Origin of the sequence: Campylobacter sp. JH23, assembly GCF_017846595.1 — a bacterium.
GTDB lineage: Bacteria > Campylobacterota > Campylobacteria > Campylobacterales > Campylobacteraceae > Campylobacter_D > Campylobacter_D coli.
Window position 1 is genome coordinate 72502 of the sequence record NZ_JAEQBP010000004.1, and the last position, 15885, is coordinate 88386.

A 15885-nucleotide genomic window follows, 5' to 3' on the forward strand; every position below is an offset into this window, starting at 1 on the left:
AAATTAATACATTTAATATAAGCTTTTTCTATGACTTTATATGCTAGTTTTTTATGTATTAAAAATTTGTTAATGAGGGTTTTAAATTCTTGAAAACCTGTATATTATTATCAGGTTTTCAGATTTTTTAATTTATTCCCATTCTATAGTTGCAGGTGGTTTACTTGAGATATCATAAACTACGCGGTTAATACCTTCAACCTCATTGATAATACGACGCGAGATATTTTCTAAAATTTCATAAGGTATGTGTGAAAAAGTCGCTGTCATTCCATCACTTGCATCAACAACACGAACACAAATGGTATTATCATAAGTTCGGTTATCTCCCATAACACCAACGCTTTTTACATTTAACAATACACAAAAAGCTTGCCAAGTTTTATTATACCAACCTGTGCTTCTTAGTTCTTCAAGTAAGATTACATCTGCTTTGCGTAGTAATTCAAGACTTGGGCGATTGACTTCTCCCATGATGCGTATAGCAAGACCAGGGCCTGGGAAAGGATGGCGATAAACTATTTCTTTGCTTAATCCAAGCTCGATACCTAAAGCACGCACTTCGTCTTTAAAAATTTCTTTTAATGGCTCAACAAGTTTAAGATTCATCTTTTCAGGCAATCCACCTACATTGTGGTGGCTTTTGATAGTTTTGCTTGCACCTATAACCGAACTTTCTATGATATCAGTATAAAGTGTGCCTTGAGCTAAAAATTTCACATCTTTGTGTTTTTTAGCTTCTTCTTCAAAAATTTCTATAAAGGTATTGCCTATGATTTTGCGTTTTTGCTCAGGATCAGTAACTCCTGCTAAGCGATCTAGGAAAATCTTGCTTGCATCAATGCTTATAAGATTAATCCCTAAAGTGTTTTTAAACATAAATTCAACTTGTTCTTTTTCGTCACTTCTTAAAAGTCCATTATCTACAAAAACTACTATAACTTGATCTTTGATTGCATTTGCTAGTAAGGCTGCTACGACACTGCTATCTACCCCGCCGCTTACAGCACAAAGAACTTTATCTTTGCCCACTTCTTCGCGAATTTTTTCAGCTTGAGTTTTTGCAAAAGATCCCATATTCCAAATACTTTCGCAATTGCAAGCATATTTTGCAAAATTTTTCAAGATGCTTTTGCCAAATTCACTGTGTTGTACTTCAGGGTGAAATTGCAAGGCAAAGAATTTTTTCTCTTCATTTGCAAAAACACAATACGGACTATTTTCACTTGTTGCTAAAACTTCAAAACCTTGTGGTAAATTTTCAACCTTATCAGAATGACTCATCCAAACGATTTGTTTTTTAGGTAGATTTTTAAACAAATCGCTATCTTTTTGAATTTCTATACTTGCTTTGCCGTATTCTTTGTGTCCTGCTGGAGCAACATTGGCTTTATAATGATGAGCCATGAGTTGCATACCATAACAAATTCCAAGTATGGGTAAGCCTAGATTAAAAACCTCTTTATCACAAAAGTACGCATCTGTTGCATAAACACTTGCAGGGCCACCACTTAAAATAATACCCTTAGGTTCTTTCGCTTTGATATCTGCTAAACTTACATTAAAAGGCAAAATCTCAGCATAAACGCCTTGCTCTCTCAATCTTCTTGCTATAAGCTGAGTATATTGCGATCCAAAATCTAAAACTAAAATATCTGCTTTTTTCATTCTACCACCTATTTAATTGTTCGTATTTTTTAATGCTTTTTATTGAACCATTTTGTTCGTAGCTAGTGTATTGTGGGTTGCCCTTATAGCCACATGCACACAAAAAAATTAAGAAAAAAAATGCTAAAATCATCTTATGGAAAAATTTCAAAGTCCAAAGATAATTAAAAATACTAGCGCCATTCTTAATGACTTGATGAGTAAGTCTCATTATCGACCCTTAAAAACCTTATTTTTTTGTAAAGATTTTTTAAATTCTTTTCCGCCTGCCAAACAGCGTTTAATCGCTAGAATTTATATAAAAAATCATATTTTAAATATAGTGACTTTAAATTCAGCCGCTTACCAAGAATTAAATCACGATAATAGCAAAATTTATATTAAAGTTCTCATAAAAAAATACGGAAAAATGTATCCTTTGAGTGGATTTTCAGATATAAAAGATTTAAAAATTTTTACACAAAAATACAATAATACAATAAAAAATAATGAAAATTTCACGGCTAAAAAACCCTATATAGAATTAAGCCTTGGAAAATTTGAAAATAAATTTGAAAATAAAATTTTAGCAAAGAAATTTGAAGAAATAAGGCAGATGATAAGAAATGGCTGAAATTTTACTTAAAAATACTCTCAAAGAAGAGCTTCAAACCCTACCTGCAAATGCTGGAGTGTATCAGTATTTTAATGCCGAAGGAAAGCTTTTATATGTAGGCAAGGCTAAAAATCTTAAAAACCGCGTAAGATCTTATTTTGCTTTTACCCCAAATTTACGCGCCAATCCAAAAAATTCTTTAAGAATTCAAAAAATGATAGAAGAAGCGGTGCATTTGGAATTTATTACAACAAATTCAGAAGCTGATGCTTTGATTTTGGAAAATTCTTTTATCAAGCAACTTCATCCAAAATACAATATTTTACTAAGAGATGATAAGACTTATCCTTATATTTATGTAGATTTTAATGAAGAATTTCCGCGTTTTGAAATCACTAGAAAATTAGTTAAAAAAAGTAAAATCAAATATTTTGGCCCCTTTTTTAAAGGAGCTAGAGAGCTTTTAGATGCGCTTTATTTATACTATCCTTTAAAGCAAAAAGCAAGTTGTAAATCTCCTTGTATTTTTTATCAAATTTCTCGTTGTCTTGCGCCTTGTGATAAAAAAATTACCCAAGAAGAATATCGTTTGATTTTAGATAAAGCTATCAATGCTCTTTTAAGCCCTAGTATTTTAGTGAAAAATTTGGAAAAACAAATGTTTCATTTAGCCCAAAATGAGAATTATGAAGAAGCGGCAAAAATAAGAGATCAGATTGCTACGATAAGGGATTTGGAAATTAAAGTTGAGATTGATATCGCTAAATTAGAAGACTTTGAAATTTTTGCTTTAGCTTGTGAAAGCTCTATGCTTTCAACTTTGCGTTTTGTGGTGCAAAATGGAAAAATCATCAGCGCTAATTCTAAAATCACTCCGCTTAAAAACAATACAGATTTTGATAAAAATGAGATTTATAAACAGCTTATTTTAGAAAATTTTAGCGTAGACATTCCTTTGGTTGCAAATACTGTTTATGTTTATGAGGATTTTGAAGACAGGGAGCTTTTAGAAGAAATTTTAAGCCAGAGATTTGATAAAAAAATCAGCATTAAAGTTCCTAAAATAGGGGAAAAAAGAAGAATTTGTGATTTGGCATTTCAAAATGCGTGTTTAAATATACAAAAAGAGCAAAAAAATAGTGATTTTAATATACAAAAAGAACTTAAAAATTATTTCGAGCTTGAAAATCTGCCAAATTGTATAGAAGTTTTTGATAATTCTCATTTGCAAGGTGTGGCGAATGTAGGAGCTATGATAACTTATAAAATGGGTACTTGGGATAAGTCAAATTATAGAAAATTTCATTTAAAATACAAAAATGATTATGAGCAAATGCGTGAAGTTTTAACGCGTAGAGCATTAGAATTTGACAAAATGCCTGCTCCTGATTTGTGGCTTATAGATGGGGGAAAGGCTTTGCTTGATTTAGCTAAAGAAATCATCTTAAGTAGTGGGGCAAATGTTGATATTTTAGCAATCTCAAAAGAAAAAATCGATGCTAAAGCTCACCGCGCTAAAGGAGGGGCTAAAGATAAAATTCACTCTTTAAAAGGAGAATTTGCCCTAAGCATTAACGATAAAAAATTACAATTCTTACAGAAATTAAGAGATGAAGCACATCGTTTTGCCATAAGTTTTCATCAAAACACTAAGAAAAAACAAGATTTATCAAGCTCTAAGCTTGTAAAATCAGGACTTAGTGCGGGAGTTATACAAAAACTTTTGGCGTATTATGGAAGTTTTGAAGCTATTTATGAGGCAAATTTTGAAGAATTGTGCCAATTAGTAGGAAAAAAATCAGCACAAAAAATAAAGGAAGATTGATTTGTTATTGGTTTGGATTATTTTTATTTTTAATATTATTTTGGCTTTTTTAAGTATAGATTTTACAAGAATTCATGAAAGCCTTGAGCAAATTAAACTTACTTTTTTTGCTAGTATTTTTATTTTGTCTTTAACTTTAATATTTTTCCTTTTTCGAAAAAAACGAGCTTTGGCTAGGAAAGATCAAAAAATTTTATTAATTAAAAATGAATTTATACATGCTGAAGAGATAGATATCGAAACGAGTTTGGATTTGATTCGGGAAAAAATAGCACATTTAAATCAAGATTTATTTAAGATTTCTCATGAAAAAGAAACTTATGCAAAATTGCTAGAGGATAGTTTGTATCAAATTGGCAATATTGAGGGCGTTGTAAGATGTTTAGATGAAGAAGAAGCAAGCAAGGAAATCAAATCACTTGTTTTAAATGCATTAAAACATCAAAAAGAACAAATTAGACTTGGACTTAATCAAGCTTTAGAATACCATAAAAGCATAGGGGTGGCACAGGGCAATGTTTTGCAATTTGAAGCAAGTGCTGCGATAGTAAGTGATGATGGGCTTGAAGCATTTTTGCTAGCAAATTTGTTGTCTTATTTTGGCATAGAAAATACTATTTTTAAGAGTTTGAGTTTTGATATCAATGATTTTCATGTGGTTTTCATTAAGGATAAAATTTTAGAGCAAAGTTCTAAGAAAGCTGATGATTTTATCGTGTTTGGGCGTAGTAAAAACTTATATTATGAGTATTTTTTAAGCCTACCTTTTGAAAAAAAAGAGCTTGAAAATATTTTGCAAAGAAAACTTGATAAAATTTGTGCTTTAAAATTTCAAACTCCTTATCAAAATAATGTTTTGCTTTTTAAACAAAATGAGTTTGATGCAACTTTGTTTTTTAATATCATAGAAAAACAATGCTCCCAAAATATGCGCGTGAATTCTTTTAGTGAATTGAAAAAAGAATTAAAAAAAGAAGCTTATCGTTTGATATTGCTTGATTATGAATTGATTAAATTTGATCTTGAGCAGATGCGTTCTATTCTTAGCGCTTATAAAAAGCAACACCCTCAAAGTCATATTATATTCTTTTCTAGGGAGAGGGTGAGGGATTTTGATTGCGTAAGCGAGGTTTTAAATGATATCAGCAGAAATGATCTTATAGCTTTGATTAGAAAATATTTGCCTAAAAATTAGGCTTTATAGAATTTAACTCCTGCTAGATTAAGAATCTTTATTTTTTCTTCTTTTATAAGCTTGTCTAAAAGAAGTTGAGAAGTTTTATCTAATTTATTTTCTATATCTATCTCACTTTGTGAGCGTAGATGAAGCATTTTTAGCAATTCTTCTTCATTAAAATTTAACTTTTCACCCTCATAGTGTCTTTTGGGCAAAAGCACGGGAGTGGAAGTTATGAGTTTGGAAAGTTCCAAAAGTCTTTCTTCGCTTATTTTTTTAACCGCATAAGCTGGGGGTCTATCAATGGTGCTTAAATCAACTCTTAAGGGCGCTATTTTAGCTAAAGCTTGATTTAAAGCGATAAATTCTTCTTCATTGTCATTAAGATCTTTTACGACAAGGATCTCCATTACAAGATCACCTTTAAATTGGGTTTTAAATTCTGCCATTTTTTCTATCATTTTTTCTAAGTTAATATTTTTTAAAGCCCTATCAATACGGTAAAAGGTTTTAGAAATAGCACTGTCTAGGCTAAATTTAACCACATCTAACTTTAATAAGGTATTGAATTTGTCTTGATCTAAAACCACGGTGCCATTGCTTAAAATGAGCAATTTTTTATCTTTAGCAATCTTGCGTAAGGATGAGATCAATTCATCTAAATGAGGATAAAGGCTTGGTTCCCCATTGGCTGTTAAGGTAAGAAAGTCAAATGGGACATTTTTTTCAAGAGCGCCTTGAACTTCTAAAATGATTTCTTCTACGCTTACAATCTCATCTTGTTTTTCTTGAGGTTTTTGAGCCTCAAGTTCGCAATATACGCAATCAAAATTGCATTGTTTCTTGCTAGGGCTTAGATCAATACCTAAAGATCTTCCAAAACGTCTTGAATTGATGGGGCCAAAGAGAATTTTCATTTGGCTGAACTTTCTTGCACAAGCTGGATAAAGTATTTTGCATTTTCAACAGGAATGTCAGGCAAGATTCCATGACCTAGATTGAAAATATGAGCTTTATTTTGCATAATTTCAAGAATATTTTCTACGCCTTGTTTGATAGCTTTTTTATCATAAAGTCTGCAAGGTTCCATATTGCCTTGTAGGGTGTATTGGTGGGATAATTTATCGCGTGCTAAATCAAGAGGAGTACTCCAATCAACTCCAAAAACATCAAAATTTCCATCGATTTTATCCAAATAGCCACTAATGCCTTTAGGAAATAAAATTACAGGTATGTGAGGGTATTTGTTTTTAATAAAATCAGAAATTTCAAGCATATACTTAAATGAAAAATCAAAGAATTTATCACATTCTAAAGCACTCGCCCAGCTATCAAAAATTTGCACCGCATTTGCACCTGCTTTGATTTGTTCTTCTAAGTAAGATTTTAAAACTTGAGTGAGTTTATTTAAAATTTCATGCAAAAGTTCTGGATTTTGATAAAGCATTTTTTTACATTTTGCATAATTTTTACTTCCGCTTCCTTCTATCATATAAGTTGCTATAGTCCAAGGACTGCCACAAAATCCTATCAAAGCTTTATCAAGCGGTAATTTTTCGCGTGTTAGTTTTAAAGCATCATAAACATAGTTTAGTTTTTTATAAGCATTTTGATCATCTAGCTTGTTAAGGTCTTCTAAGGTTGAAATAGGTGTTTGAAATACCGGTCCTTCGCCTTTTTCAAAGCGTAAATTCATTCCCATTTCAAGAGGGACTACTAAAATGTCTGAAAAGATAATCGCCGCATCAACTCCTAAAATATCAACAGGTTGTAAAGAAACCTCCGAAGCTCTTTTGTAGTCTTTACATAAGGATAAAAAATCTCCCGCTTCTTGTCTAACTTTCATATATTCAGGCAAATATCTTCCTGCTTGACGCATCATCCAAACGGGTGTATAGGGTGTAGGTTTTTTAAAGCAAGCGTCGATAAAAATCATAATTTTCCTTTGTTTTTTTCATAAAATTATAACAGAAATTAATAAAAATAAATGTGTTTTGTTGTATGAAAGATTTGTGATTGTCTTATTTTGGTGTTTTATAAATTTATACGAGAATTGAAAAATTCTCGCAATGAAATTTTAAATTTATATTTTAGCAGTATTTCCCGCATCAATGGTTGCAAAAAGTTTATTGAGTAAATCTTCTTCATTTTTTTTGTATTGATCTTCTCTCATTTTTTGCCAAGCATAAGATTTAAAATCTTCTTTAACAGCACTAAGATCAAGATCTTCATTAGTAAATTCACTTGAACTTGTCTTTTTGTCTTCTTTTTCTTCTTTGTTTTTAACTTCATTTAGAGTAGCTTGAAATTCATCTGCTGAAGTGCTTTTTTCCTTAACCTTGGTTGTAGCACTAAACATAGAGCTTGAAGTTGTTTGGATATCTTTTACCACCATTTTCTCCTCCTTTTGTTTTTTTGATTTTAAATTAGATAAGCAATTTTTATTCCAATTTAGAAATTTTGGATAATTTTTTAGAAAATTTTTGATCATTTATCAAAAAGTAAAAGGAGTTTTCACAGTTTTGTTAATTTGTTTGAAATAAATCTGTATTGTGATGGTTAAAAATTTGTATTTTGATTTTTTTAAAAAAATTAAAAATATTTTTGTTACAATAAAACAAAAAATAAGGAGAGGCAATGAAGATAATTTTACTAACAATTTTAAGTTTTCTTAGCTTATGGGGCTTGAGTTTTGATGAGCTTATATATAAAAATGAAGTTAGAGCGAGTTTTGATTGTTCTAAGGTTAAAAATAATGGCAAAAATGATGATGAGTTAATCATATGCAATAAAATAGGCGCTATTAATGAATTTGAAAATAAAAAACTTGCTTTGATGGATAATATCTTTATAAGTTTATATCAAGAGCTTTTAAAAAATGCAAATGAAAATATAAAAGAAGATTTTAAATTGGTTGTGAAAAAAATGTTTAGAGAAAGAAAAAATTGTGCCAAAGTTATATCAAACGATCTTTTGCAAGCAGATCAAGATCCTCAATCGCCTTTTGTTTACAAGACTGATTGTATAGAAAAAACTTATGCTAAAGTATTTTTAGAGCTTATGCAAAAAGCTAAAAAAGATACTCAAAGCAAAGAAAGATTAAAGCAAATTTTTAATAATCAAGTAGATAGATATGAAAATTTAATCCAAATGAGCATTCAAGATCCTATAGATTTGGAAATTTTTATAGACAATCTAGCCCAAGAGGGCTTGATCGATGATAATGCTAGATTGAAGCTTTAGAAGGCAATTCTAAAGCAAATTTAGCTGCTTCAAAATAGCTTTTAGTACTGATTTTGGCATTTTTATAGGCCTTATCAAAGGCGGTGCCATGATCAACACTTACGCGTATAATGGGCAAATTTAAACTCACATTGATACTTTTTTCAAAATACAAAGCCTTTAGGGGTGCTAAGCCAAGATCGTGATACATGGCTATTAAGCGATTGCATGCTTTTAAATTTGATTTTGTAAAAGCTGTATCTGCGACTAAAGGGTAGGGCAAATAAACACCTTTTGTATTAAAATTTAAAAGCAATTCTTTTTGTAATTTTTCATCTTTTAGAGCTTTTTTAAAGAATTTTTCATCTTTTTTAGAATTTAAAAAAGCATTAACAAAAGCGATAGCCTTTTGCATAAGCTCTTCTTCTTTGCCTCCTATCACCCCATAATCTCCTGCATGTGGGTTAAAACCTAAAAGTCCGATTTTTTTAAAGCGAGTTTCTTGATAAAAGTCTTTTAAAAAAATACTTAAATTTTGAAAAGTGATTTTTTTGCTTACTTTTGCTAAGGGTATGTGCTCGCTAAAAAGTCCTACAAAAAGTTCCTTACATCCTAGCATCATGATGGCATTTTTTTTAAAAAAGAATCTTAGTGCATCAGTATGTCCTTTAAATTTAAGCCCCGCATCCTCCCAAGCTTTTTTATGTATAGGTAGAGTAAGTAGGGCGTGTGCGTGGTTTTTATAAACAAAATAGCTTGCCGCCTTAAAGCTTAAGAAGCTATATAGGCCACTTTTTGCATCTATTTCTCCTGCTTTAATGTCAAAGTTTTCATCCACTTTTAAATTTAAAGGCAAGCCAAAAGAATAAATTTCAAGAGAATTATGCTTTTTAAGCAGTGTAAATTCATAATTTTTAGCATCTTTAAAAGCTACGATTTTTGCATTTAAAAGCTCTAAATTTAAAAGTTTTAAAGCTTTTTGAAGCAAGCTTTCATGGATAAAATAATAAGGAGTGCAAATTTGGCTTAATTTTTCATGTGAGCGTGCTAGAATTTCAAGCCCTATGCCATTGATATCGCCTATGCTAATGGCTAATTTTTTCATCTTTAAAGCAGTGCTTTCATTTCTAAAATCGCATTTTGTAGTCCTACAAAAACCGATCTTGCTACAATACTTTGGCCGATATTAAGTTCGCAAATTTTTTTGATATTTGCTATTTGGCTTACATTTTTATAATTTAGCCCATGCCCAGCAGCGACTTTTAATCCAAGCTCCACTCCTTTTTTAGCACAAATTTCTATATTGTTTAACTCCTCTTCAAATTTACTTTGTAATGTTTTTTTGCTTAAATCAAATTCTTTTAAAGCAAAGGCTGTATGAGAGATATTGCTAAAAAGTGCGTTATGCAAATTTGCATAATGTCCTGTGTGAAGTTCTATAAAATCAGCTTTTAATTCATATGATTTTTGTATATCTTCTAAGCTAGGATTGATAAAAAGTGAAACCTCGATTTGCGCATTTTGAAGTTTTTCTATACTTTCTTTGATTTTATTATGATTTAAATTTAGCCCCCCTTCTGTGGTAAGCTCTTCTCTTTTTTCAGGCACTAGGGTGATACGATGAGGTTTTAATTTAAGTGCTAAGTTTAGAATTTCATCATTTAAAGCACATTCTAAATTGATAGGACTTTTGCAAAAGCGTATGATATTTTCTAAATCAAAATCTTGAGCATGACGACGATCTTCTCTTACATGCAAAGTGATTTGATCTCCAAATTTAGCAGCTATAAAAGCGGCTTCTAAAAGATCAGGATCATTTACCATTCTAGCTTGTCTTAATACTGCAATGTGGTCGATATTTACACCTAAAAGCATATTTTTCCTTTAGAACTTTTTTGCTATTATACTATAAATTTAAATAAGGATAGTGATGTTAGGTATAGATCTTGGCTCAAATACTTTAAGAGCGGTTTTTATAAATGAAAAATTTGAAAAATTGGATGAATATGAATTTATCATAGGTTCGGCTAAAAGCTTAGATAAAACTGGAAAGATAAGTGATGAAGCCATAGAAAAACTTCGCAATGCACTTCAAGAAATAGCTAAAAAATACGATTTAAGCCAAGCAAGAGCAGTCGCAACTGCAGCTTTTAGAAAAGCAAGCAATACGAATGAAATTTTTACTCGTTTAAAACAGGAATTTCAAATTGATTTTAAAGTGATAGATGCCAAAATTGAAGCTAAAATCAGCGTTTTGGGTATGAAAAGGGGGCTTTTAAATTTAGGCTTAAATTTGGATTGTGGGTATTGTGATTTAGGGGGCGCATCTTGTGAATTTTCTTTTAGGGATAATTTTCAAAGTTTTGATTTTGGTACTATCAGTTTTTATGAAAAATGCAAGATAAAAAAAATCGCAAATTCTTTTTCTTTTAAAAAAATACTTCAAAAATATCCTAATTTTCCTTATAGATTTAAAGATAAAAAGCTAAAAATTCATTTTTTAATTCACGATAATTTTTTAAAAACCATGGCTTTTGAGGCCTTTGGGCAAAGCAATGGTTTAAAAAAAGCATTAAAACAAAGCAAGATGAAAAATATCGTTTTAAATTCAGGTGTCCCTACGGCTTTAGCGGCTTTAAAAAAAGGCTTAAATTATGAAAAATACGAGGCAAAGAAAATCAATGGTGCAAGATTAAATATCAATGATTTTTTAACTTTTGGGCAAAAACTTTGGTATATGGATGAAAAAAAGGCAAGTTTTTGGGTAGGAAATACGCGAAAAAATTATTTAGTTGCGGGATGTTTTTTGCTTTTTAGTATTTTTGAAAGAGAAAAACTTATAGTGATTGATGAGGGTTTAAGGGAGGGGCTTTGTATGGCTGATTTAAATTTAAAAGATTACCAATGAAAATTACCATAGCAATTATTTTTTACTTTATTTACCCTAATCTTTTTAAGTACATGTGCTTTTAAAGAAAAAAAAGCAAGTGAAATAGAAACTCTTGCAAGTAATTATGGTGGAATTTATATCTTTGATAAAAAAATAAGAGAAGAGATATTGGAAAATGAAAGAAAGAAAGGAGAGGCAATGAAAAAAATGTCTTTAGGGGATGATTTTTGGGATCAATTAAAAGTCATAGAAAAAAATTCCCCCAAATCCTTTCTAATGGTTGTAAATATTATCGTAATGATTATAATTATAAAATAGGAGAATCAAACTTCAACTTCAAAGATAAACCCGAATTTGCATACTATGAAGATCAATTTAAAGCATATATGGGTGAAGAAAACTATAAAAAATTAAGACCTTATTTAGGTATGACAACTTATTATGTGTGTGAGGGTAAAAAATATCCTGTTGTTTTTTCTACCATGATAGATTATAAAGTAAAAAACTATGGTTTATTTGGAGATGAAGGAAGAGGATTTAGCTTTTCAAGCATAAGTCGTAAAAGTGCAGGCGGAGGATCTTTTCATTATTTTACCAATGGTAAATTTATAAAAAGTGATGAAAAATATACAGGACAAAGTTACTGATGAATCCTAAAGAACTTATCTCTCAAATCAAAGACTATGCTAATATAGCAGATGCTAGTTATGCAATGCTTGATTTGAAAAATAAAGAAAACAATCATGCTAGAATTTAGCAAATTCAAAGAAGTGAAATTTTTCATCAAAATTAAAAAATAAAATTTTACTTTGTGAAAGAAAATTTTCATAAGTCTTAAGATTTTTATCTTTGATGTATTTTAATAATTCTTCAAAACCAAAATCAATCAAGGCTTGGTTTTGTTTTTTTAGAGCTAAGAGTTTAAAATCATGTTCTTTTATAAGCTGTTGAATTTGATTAAAATTGACATTGTAGGTTAAATCGCTTTTACCAAAAAAATCTTTTAAAGTGATTTCAAAAGGATTAAAAACTTCATGTTTTTGATAAATTCTAATGCTAAATTGTTGGGGGTTAAACACGCCATAATCAAAACTTGCAAAGATAAATTTTTTAGAAGCTTTATCCAAATCTTTAAAAAATTCTTCCAATTCTAGGCTTAATTCGCCTTTTTTTAAATTTAAAATTTCGCATTTTTCTTTTAATTTAGCCTCCATAGGCTCAAAAACAAGTTTAAAATCTTTAATAAAGGCCATTTTATCATCATCTATCAATTCACAAGTGAAACTATCAAAAAGCTCATTGCAAAAGAAAAAGGCATTTTCAAAATGACATTCTTTTAAGCTTCTCTTATGTGTAAATTCCACGCCTTCTAAGGTCTTTTTTTGTAAATTTCTTAATTTTTCATGAGGCTCTATGATAAAAAAAGAAAGCTTGGAAAAAATTTCAGGCCTAAATTCAAGCAAAGCGGCTAAAAAATCTCTACTCAAATAGCCCTCATTGGCTCCTATTTCTACAAGTTCTAAGGGAAGTTTTAAGACTTTTTTATCTATAAGATCTAAAAAATGCTTTGCTAAAAGAGTGCCAAAAAGATTTCCCACGCTTACTGCGGTAAAAAAATCTCCATTTTTGCCTATACTAACAGCGTTTTTATAATAACTTTCATGCAGCCAAGCGTGAAAAAATTCGCTAAATTTCATTGAAAAAGTGTATTAAATTTAGAGATAAAATCCAAAGGATCTACTTGTTTACCTCCAGCTAAAATACCAAAATGTAAGTGTGGCCCACTAACCCTTCCTGTAGCTCCACTTAGCCCCAAAAAATCACCTTTTTTAACCTTTTGTCCTACCTTAACTTCGATTTTAGAAAGATGATAATACTGCGAGTAAATGCCAAAACCATGATCAATGACTACTGATTTTCCTGCAAAATAGCGATCTTTTGCTATTTTTACTACACCTGAATTAGCCGCATAGATGGGGGTTCCTACAGCGGATCTAAAGTCTGTTCCGCTATGATAGCTTGCAACTTTTTCATTAAAGGTTCTTGCTTTGCCAAAATCACTCGTAATAAAAGAATTTAAAGGCGTATTAAAAGAGCCATCAAATAAAGCTTTTGGAGTATAAGAACTATAAATTGCATTAGCTTCTTTAAATTCTTTAGCAATGCGTTCTTTAACAGCTTTAGGTGGAAAAACTTTTTTATTCTCTACGCTTAATTTTTCACTTTTGTAATTGCCTTCCAAAGTTTTTATAAAAATTTCTTCTTTTTTGTTTTTATAAAGAGCGGTAAGCTTAGTATTTTGAGGAGGATTTTTATAAGGCAGTGAAAATATAGCTAAAATTTTCTCTTGATTTTTAGGATGAGGAAAGGTAGCTAAAATTTTATCTTCGTTTTTCAAAGAAATAAAATCTTTTTTATCCAGTTCCAAAAATAAAGCTTGTCCTTTAATAAGCTCGAAATTTTGAGCTCCAAAGAGCCAAAGAGCAAGACTTAAAAAAAGAAAAAAAGCTTTCATAGGCTTAGCTCTTTAAGATCGGCAATTTTTAGAAATTCTTCGTAAATTTCATAGATAAGTGCTTGGCGATTATTTTTAAGTTTTTCATCTTTGGCATTGATCATTACTTTATCAAAAAATTCGTCTATAAAAGGTTTAAGTGAGAAGAGATTTTCAAGTTTTTCTTGTAAAGAGTGTGCTTGAATTTTTTCCTTAAAGGCTTTATAAAGTTTATTTTCTGCTTCTTCAACAAAAAGGTTTTCATCGACTTTGTGCGAAGTTTTATTAGCGATATTGGCCAGTCTTTTAAAGGTAGTGAAATTTTCTTGAAAATTAGCTTTTTTGCTTAATTCTATAAGGGCTTTTACGCTTTGATTGATGTGGATAAGATCTGTGCTTTTAGAGCTTAAAACCGCTTTGATAAAAGAAGCATTAACGCTATAAAAGGTATAAAGTCTTTCAAAAATAAAATCTTTTAAAATTTGCATATCAAAGTTTTTATAATGGCTTGCTAGTTTTTCTAGTAGTGCTTGAATGTCAAATTCTTTGTTTAAATTTAGGGCAATTTTGATTATCCCATTAGCAGCACGCCTTAAGGCGTAAGGATCTTTTGTACCGCTTGGAATTTTACCTATGCTAAAAAGTCCTATGAGAGTATCAAGCTTGTTTGCAAGGGCAACTATGCTTGAAAATTCAGTGCTAGGAAGTGGAGCTTGTTCGGAATTTGGTAGGTATTGCTCCTTTATAGCAAGACAAATTTCATAATCTAGACCCATTTTTTGTGCATAATAGCTTCCCATAATGCCTTGCAAATCTGTAAATTCATAAACCATTTGCGTTGCTAAGTCAGCTTTTGCGTATTTGATCGCAGTGCTTATATTTGCGATTTTATCATTGTTTAGCATTTGACATAAAACTTCAGCGATTTTTATCTCTCTTAGACTTTTATCTTGCATTGTTCCTAAGCCTTCAAGATAAGTCATTTTAGCGAGTTTTTCAGGATTTAAGCCACTTTGCAAATCGTTTTGATAGAAAAACATTGCATCACTAAGTCTTGCGCGCAAAACTCTTTCATTACCGTGAATGATTTTTGAGTAATCTTCGCACACTGCATTGCTTACAACGATAAAATGATTACTTAAACCTTTTTCATTAAAGACTGCAAAATAGCGTTGATTTTCTCTCATGGAAGTAATGATAACTTCGCTAGGAATTTGAAGATATTCTTCTTCAAAACTTCCTAAAAGTGCATTAGGGTATTCTGTGATAGCAATAACTTCAGCCAAAAGCTCCTCATCTTCGCCTATTTGGATATTGTTTTGGCTTTCTAGGAGTTTAAATTGCTTGAGTATTCTCTCTTTTCTTTGGAGTGGATCTAAGATAATGTAATTTTTTTCTAAAAGGCTAAAATATTCTTTTGCGTTATTAAATTCTTGCAAGTCATAGCTTACACTTCTGTGTATAAAAGTTTTTTTAGCACTCTTAACACCATAGCTTTCAAATTCGACTAAATTATCATCTAGGATGCAAACTATAGAGCGGATTGCACGGATAAATTCAAAAGAATTCGCACCCCAACGCATGCTTTTACCAAAGTTAAGACTTTTTAAAAATTGATGAATCATCTCTCCTAAAACTTCTTGGCTTTGCAAACCTTTAATGGCTTTTTGATGATACAAGACTTCTTTACCTTTGATCTCTTTAAAAGAAAGCTCATTTTCGCTAATGCCTGCTTTTTGTAAAAAGCTTTGTCCTGCGGCTGATAATTGACCATCCTTATAAGCGACATTTTTAGGTGCACCTATAAATTCAGCAAAGCTATCTTCTTGTTTGCTTGCGAAATTTTTATGAAAAATCACCAAGCGACGCGGAGTGTAGTAAAATTTAAAATCACTCACCAAGCGATAATCTTCTAAAACATCTTTCCATTTTTTTTCTATATTGGCTAATTCTTTTAGTAAAGGAATAGCGGGTAGTTCTTCTGTTCCGATTTCTATTAATAATTCACTCATAT

At 30.6% G+C, this 15885-nt stretch carries 15 protein-coding genes; 6 read left to right on the top strand and 9 right to left on the bottom strand.

All coding sequences use genetic code 11. The features are described from left to right. Positions 1-132 precede the first annotated feature (132 nt). A complete protein-coding gene (guaA, locus tag KAR88_RS04770; protein ID WP_002777501.1) occupies positions 133-1668 on the bottom strand; it encodes a glutamine-hydrolyzing GMP synthase in 1536 nt (511 codons plus the stop codon). 136 nt (positions 1669-1804) lie between these two features. On the opposite strand from guaA, the gene KAR88_RS04775 reads away from it, so the two are divergent. From KAR88_RS04775 to KAR88_RS04785, 3 genes are read left to right on the top strand one after another with little or no spacing between them, the layout of a single operon-like run. Then, positions 1805-2281, top strand: a complete 477-nt coding sequence (locus KAR88_RS04775; protein WP_002777499.1) for a hypothetical protein — start codon at positions 1805-1807, stop codon at positions 2279-2281. Beyond that, a complete protein-coding gene (gene uvrC / locus KAR88_RS04780) occupies positions 2274-4088 on the top strand; it encodes an excinuclease ABC subunit UvrC (protein WP_002786130.1) in 1815 nt (604 codons plus the stop codon). The genes KAR88_RS04775 and uvrC overlap by 8 nt, the downstream gene beginning before the upstream one ends. A gap of 1 nt (position 4089) precedes the next feature. Beyond that, a complete protein-coding gene (locus KAR88_RS04785) occupies positions 4090-5283 on the top strand; it encodes a hypothetical protein (protein ID WP_002777493.1) in 1194 nt (397 codons plus the stop codon). Here the strand turns inward: KAR88_RS04785 and KAR88_RS04790 are convergent. The 3 genes from KAR88_RS04790 to KAR88_RS04800 all read right to left on the bottom strand — a co-directional run bounded on the left by KAR88_RS04790 (position 5280) and on the right by KAR88_RS04800 (position 7660). Continuing rightward, positions 5280-6182: a radical SAM protein gene (locus KAR88_RS04790; RefSeq protein ID WP_002777490.1), complete on the bottom strand. Its 903-nt coding sequence runs from the start codon at positions 6180-6182 to the stop codon at positions 5280-5282. The two genes, KAR88_RS04785 and KAR88_RS04790, sit on opposite strands and share 4 nt — an antisense overlap. Continuing rightward, on the bottom strand, positions 6179-7201 hold the full coding sequence (gene hemE, locus KAR88_RS04795) for a uroporphyrinogen decarboxylase (RefSeq protein WP_002783662.1): 1023 nt from the start codon (positions 7199-7201) through the stop codon (positions 6179-6181). The genes KAR88_RS04790 and hemE overlap by 4 nt, the downstream gene beginning before the upstream one ends. A gap of 147 nt (positions 7202-7348) precedes the next feature. Next, a complete protein-coding gene (locus KAR88_RS04800) occupies positions 7349-7660 on the bottom strand; it encodes a hypothetical protein (protein ID WP_002777486.1) in 312 nt (103 codons plus the stop codon). Positions 7661-7902: 242 nt separating this feature from the next. On the opposite strand from KAR88_RS04800, the gene KAR88_RS04805 reads away from it, so the two are divergent. Beyond that, complete coding sequence (locus tag KAR88_RS04805; RefSeq protein ID WP_002792278.1) at positions 7903-8508, top strand: hypothetical protein; 606 nt, start codon at positions 7903-7905, stop codon at positions 8506-8508. Here KAR88_RS04805 and pdxA read toward each other — a convergent pair. Continuing rightward, positions 8492-9592, bottom strand: coding sequence for a 4-hydroxythreonine-4-phosphate dehydrogenase (gene pdxA, locus KAR88_RS04810; RefSeq protein WP_002777479.1), 1101 nt, complete (start codon positions 9590-9592; stop codon positions 8492-8494). The genes KAR88_RS04805 and pdxA overlap by 17 nt on opposite strands. 2 nt (positions 9593-9594) lie before the next feature. After that, positions 9595-10362 (bottom strand): pyridoxine 5'-phosphate synthase, encoded by a 768-nt coding sequence (locus KAR88_RS04815; protein WP_002783656.1) that lies wholly within the window; start codon positions 10360-10362, stop codon positions 9595-9597. A gap of 55 nt (positions 10363-10417) precedes the next feature. On the opposite strand from KAR88_RS04815, the gene KAR88_RS04820 reads away from it, so the two are divergent. After that, entirely contained in the window at positions 10418-11395 is a 978-nt protein-coding gene (locus tag KAR88_RS04820; RefSeq protein ID WP_192801253.1) for a Ppx/GppA family phosphatase, read from the top strand. 209 nt (positions 11396-11604) lie between these two features. Further along, complete coding sequence (locus KAR88_RS04825; protein WP_023890836.1) at positions 11605-12024, top strand: hypothetical protein; 420 nt, start codon at positions 11605-11607, stop codon at positions 12022-12024. 99 nt (positions 12025-12123) lie between these two features. Here KAR88_RS04825 and KAR88_RS04830 read toward each other — a convergent pair whose 3' ends face one another. Genes KAR88_RS04830 through glyS form a run of 3 tightly spaced genes read right to left on the bottom strand, consistent with a single transcriptional unit; the run spans position 12124 to position 15883 of the window. Then, complete coding sequence (locus KAR88_RS04830; RefSeq protein ID WP_002781910.1) at positions 12124-13074, bottom strand: SAM-dependent methyltransferase; 951 nt, start codon at positions 13072-13074, stop codon at positions 12124-12126. Continuing rightward, positions 13071-13892, bottom strand: coding sequence for a M23 family metallopeptidase (locus tag KAR88_RS04835; protein ID WP_002830247.1), 822 nt, complete (start codon positions 13890-13892; stop codon positions 13071-13073). The genes KAR88_RS04830 and KAR88_RS04835 overlap by 4 nt, the downstream gene beginning before the upstream one ends. Next, positions 13889-15883, bottom strand: coding sequence for a glycine--tRNA ligase subunit beta (gene glyS, locus KAR88_RS04840; protein WP_002790569.1), 1995 nt, complete (start codon positions 15881-15883; stop codon positions 13889-13891). Before glyS ends, KAR88_RS04835 begins: the two co-directional genes overlap by 4 nt. Positions 15884-15885 lie beyond the last annotated feature (2 nt).

Bases quoted from the DNA above. Each gene is read 5' to 3' on its own strand.
- guaA (WP_002777501.1), bottom strand. From the start codon at position 1,668: ATGAAAAAAGCAGATATTTTAGTTTTAGATTTTGGATCGCAATATACT.
- KAR88_RS04775 (WP_002777499.1), top strand. From the start codon at position 1,805: ATGGAAAAATTTCAAAGTCCAAAGATAATTAAAAATACTAGCGCCATT.
- uvrC (WP_002786130.1), top strand. From the start codon at position 2,274: ATGGCTGAAATTTTACTTAAAAATACTCTCAAAGAAGAGCTTCAAACC.
- KAR88_RS04790 (WP_002777490.1), bottom strand. From the start codon at position 6,182: ATGAAAATTCTCTTTGGCCCCATCAATTCAAGACGTTTTGGAAGATCT.
- hemE (WP_002783662.1), bottom strand. From the start codon at position 7,201: ATGATTTTTATCGACGCTTGCTTTAAAAAACCTACACCCTATACACCC.
- KAR88_RS04800 (WP_002777486.1), bottom strand. From the start codon at position 7,660: ATGGTGGTAAAAGATATCCAAACAACTTCAAGCTCTATGTTTAGTGCT.
- KAR88_RS04805 (WP_002792278.1), top strand. From the start codon at position 7,903: ATGAAGATAATTTTACTAACAATTTTAAGTTTTCTTAGCTTATGGGGC.
- pdxA (WP_002777479.1), bottom strand. From the start codon at position 9,592: ATGAAAAAATTAGCCATTAGCATAGGCGATATCAATGGCATAGGGCTT.
- KAR88_RS04815 (WP_002783656.1), bottom strand. From the start codon at position 10,362: ATGCTTTTAGGTGTAAATATCGACCACATTGCAGTATTAAGACAAGCT.
- KAR88_RS04820 (WP_192801253.1), top strand. From the start codon at position 10,418: ATGTTAGGTATAGATCTTGGCTCAAATACTTTAAGAGCGGTTTTTATA.
- KAR88_RS04830 (WP_002781910.1), bottom strand. From the start codon at position 13,074: ATGAAATTTAGCGAATTTTTTCACGCTTGGCTGCATGAAAGTTATTAT.
- KAR88_RS04835 (WP_002830247.1), bottom strand. From the start codon at position 13,892: ATGAAAGCTTTTTTTCTTTTTTTAAGTCTTGCTCTTTGGCTCTTTGGA.
- glyS (WP_002790569.1), bottom strand. From the start codon at position 15,883: ATGAGTGAATTATTAATAGAAATCGGAACAGAAGAACTACCCGCTATT.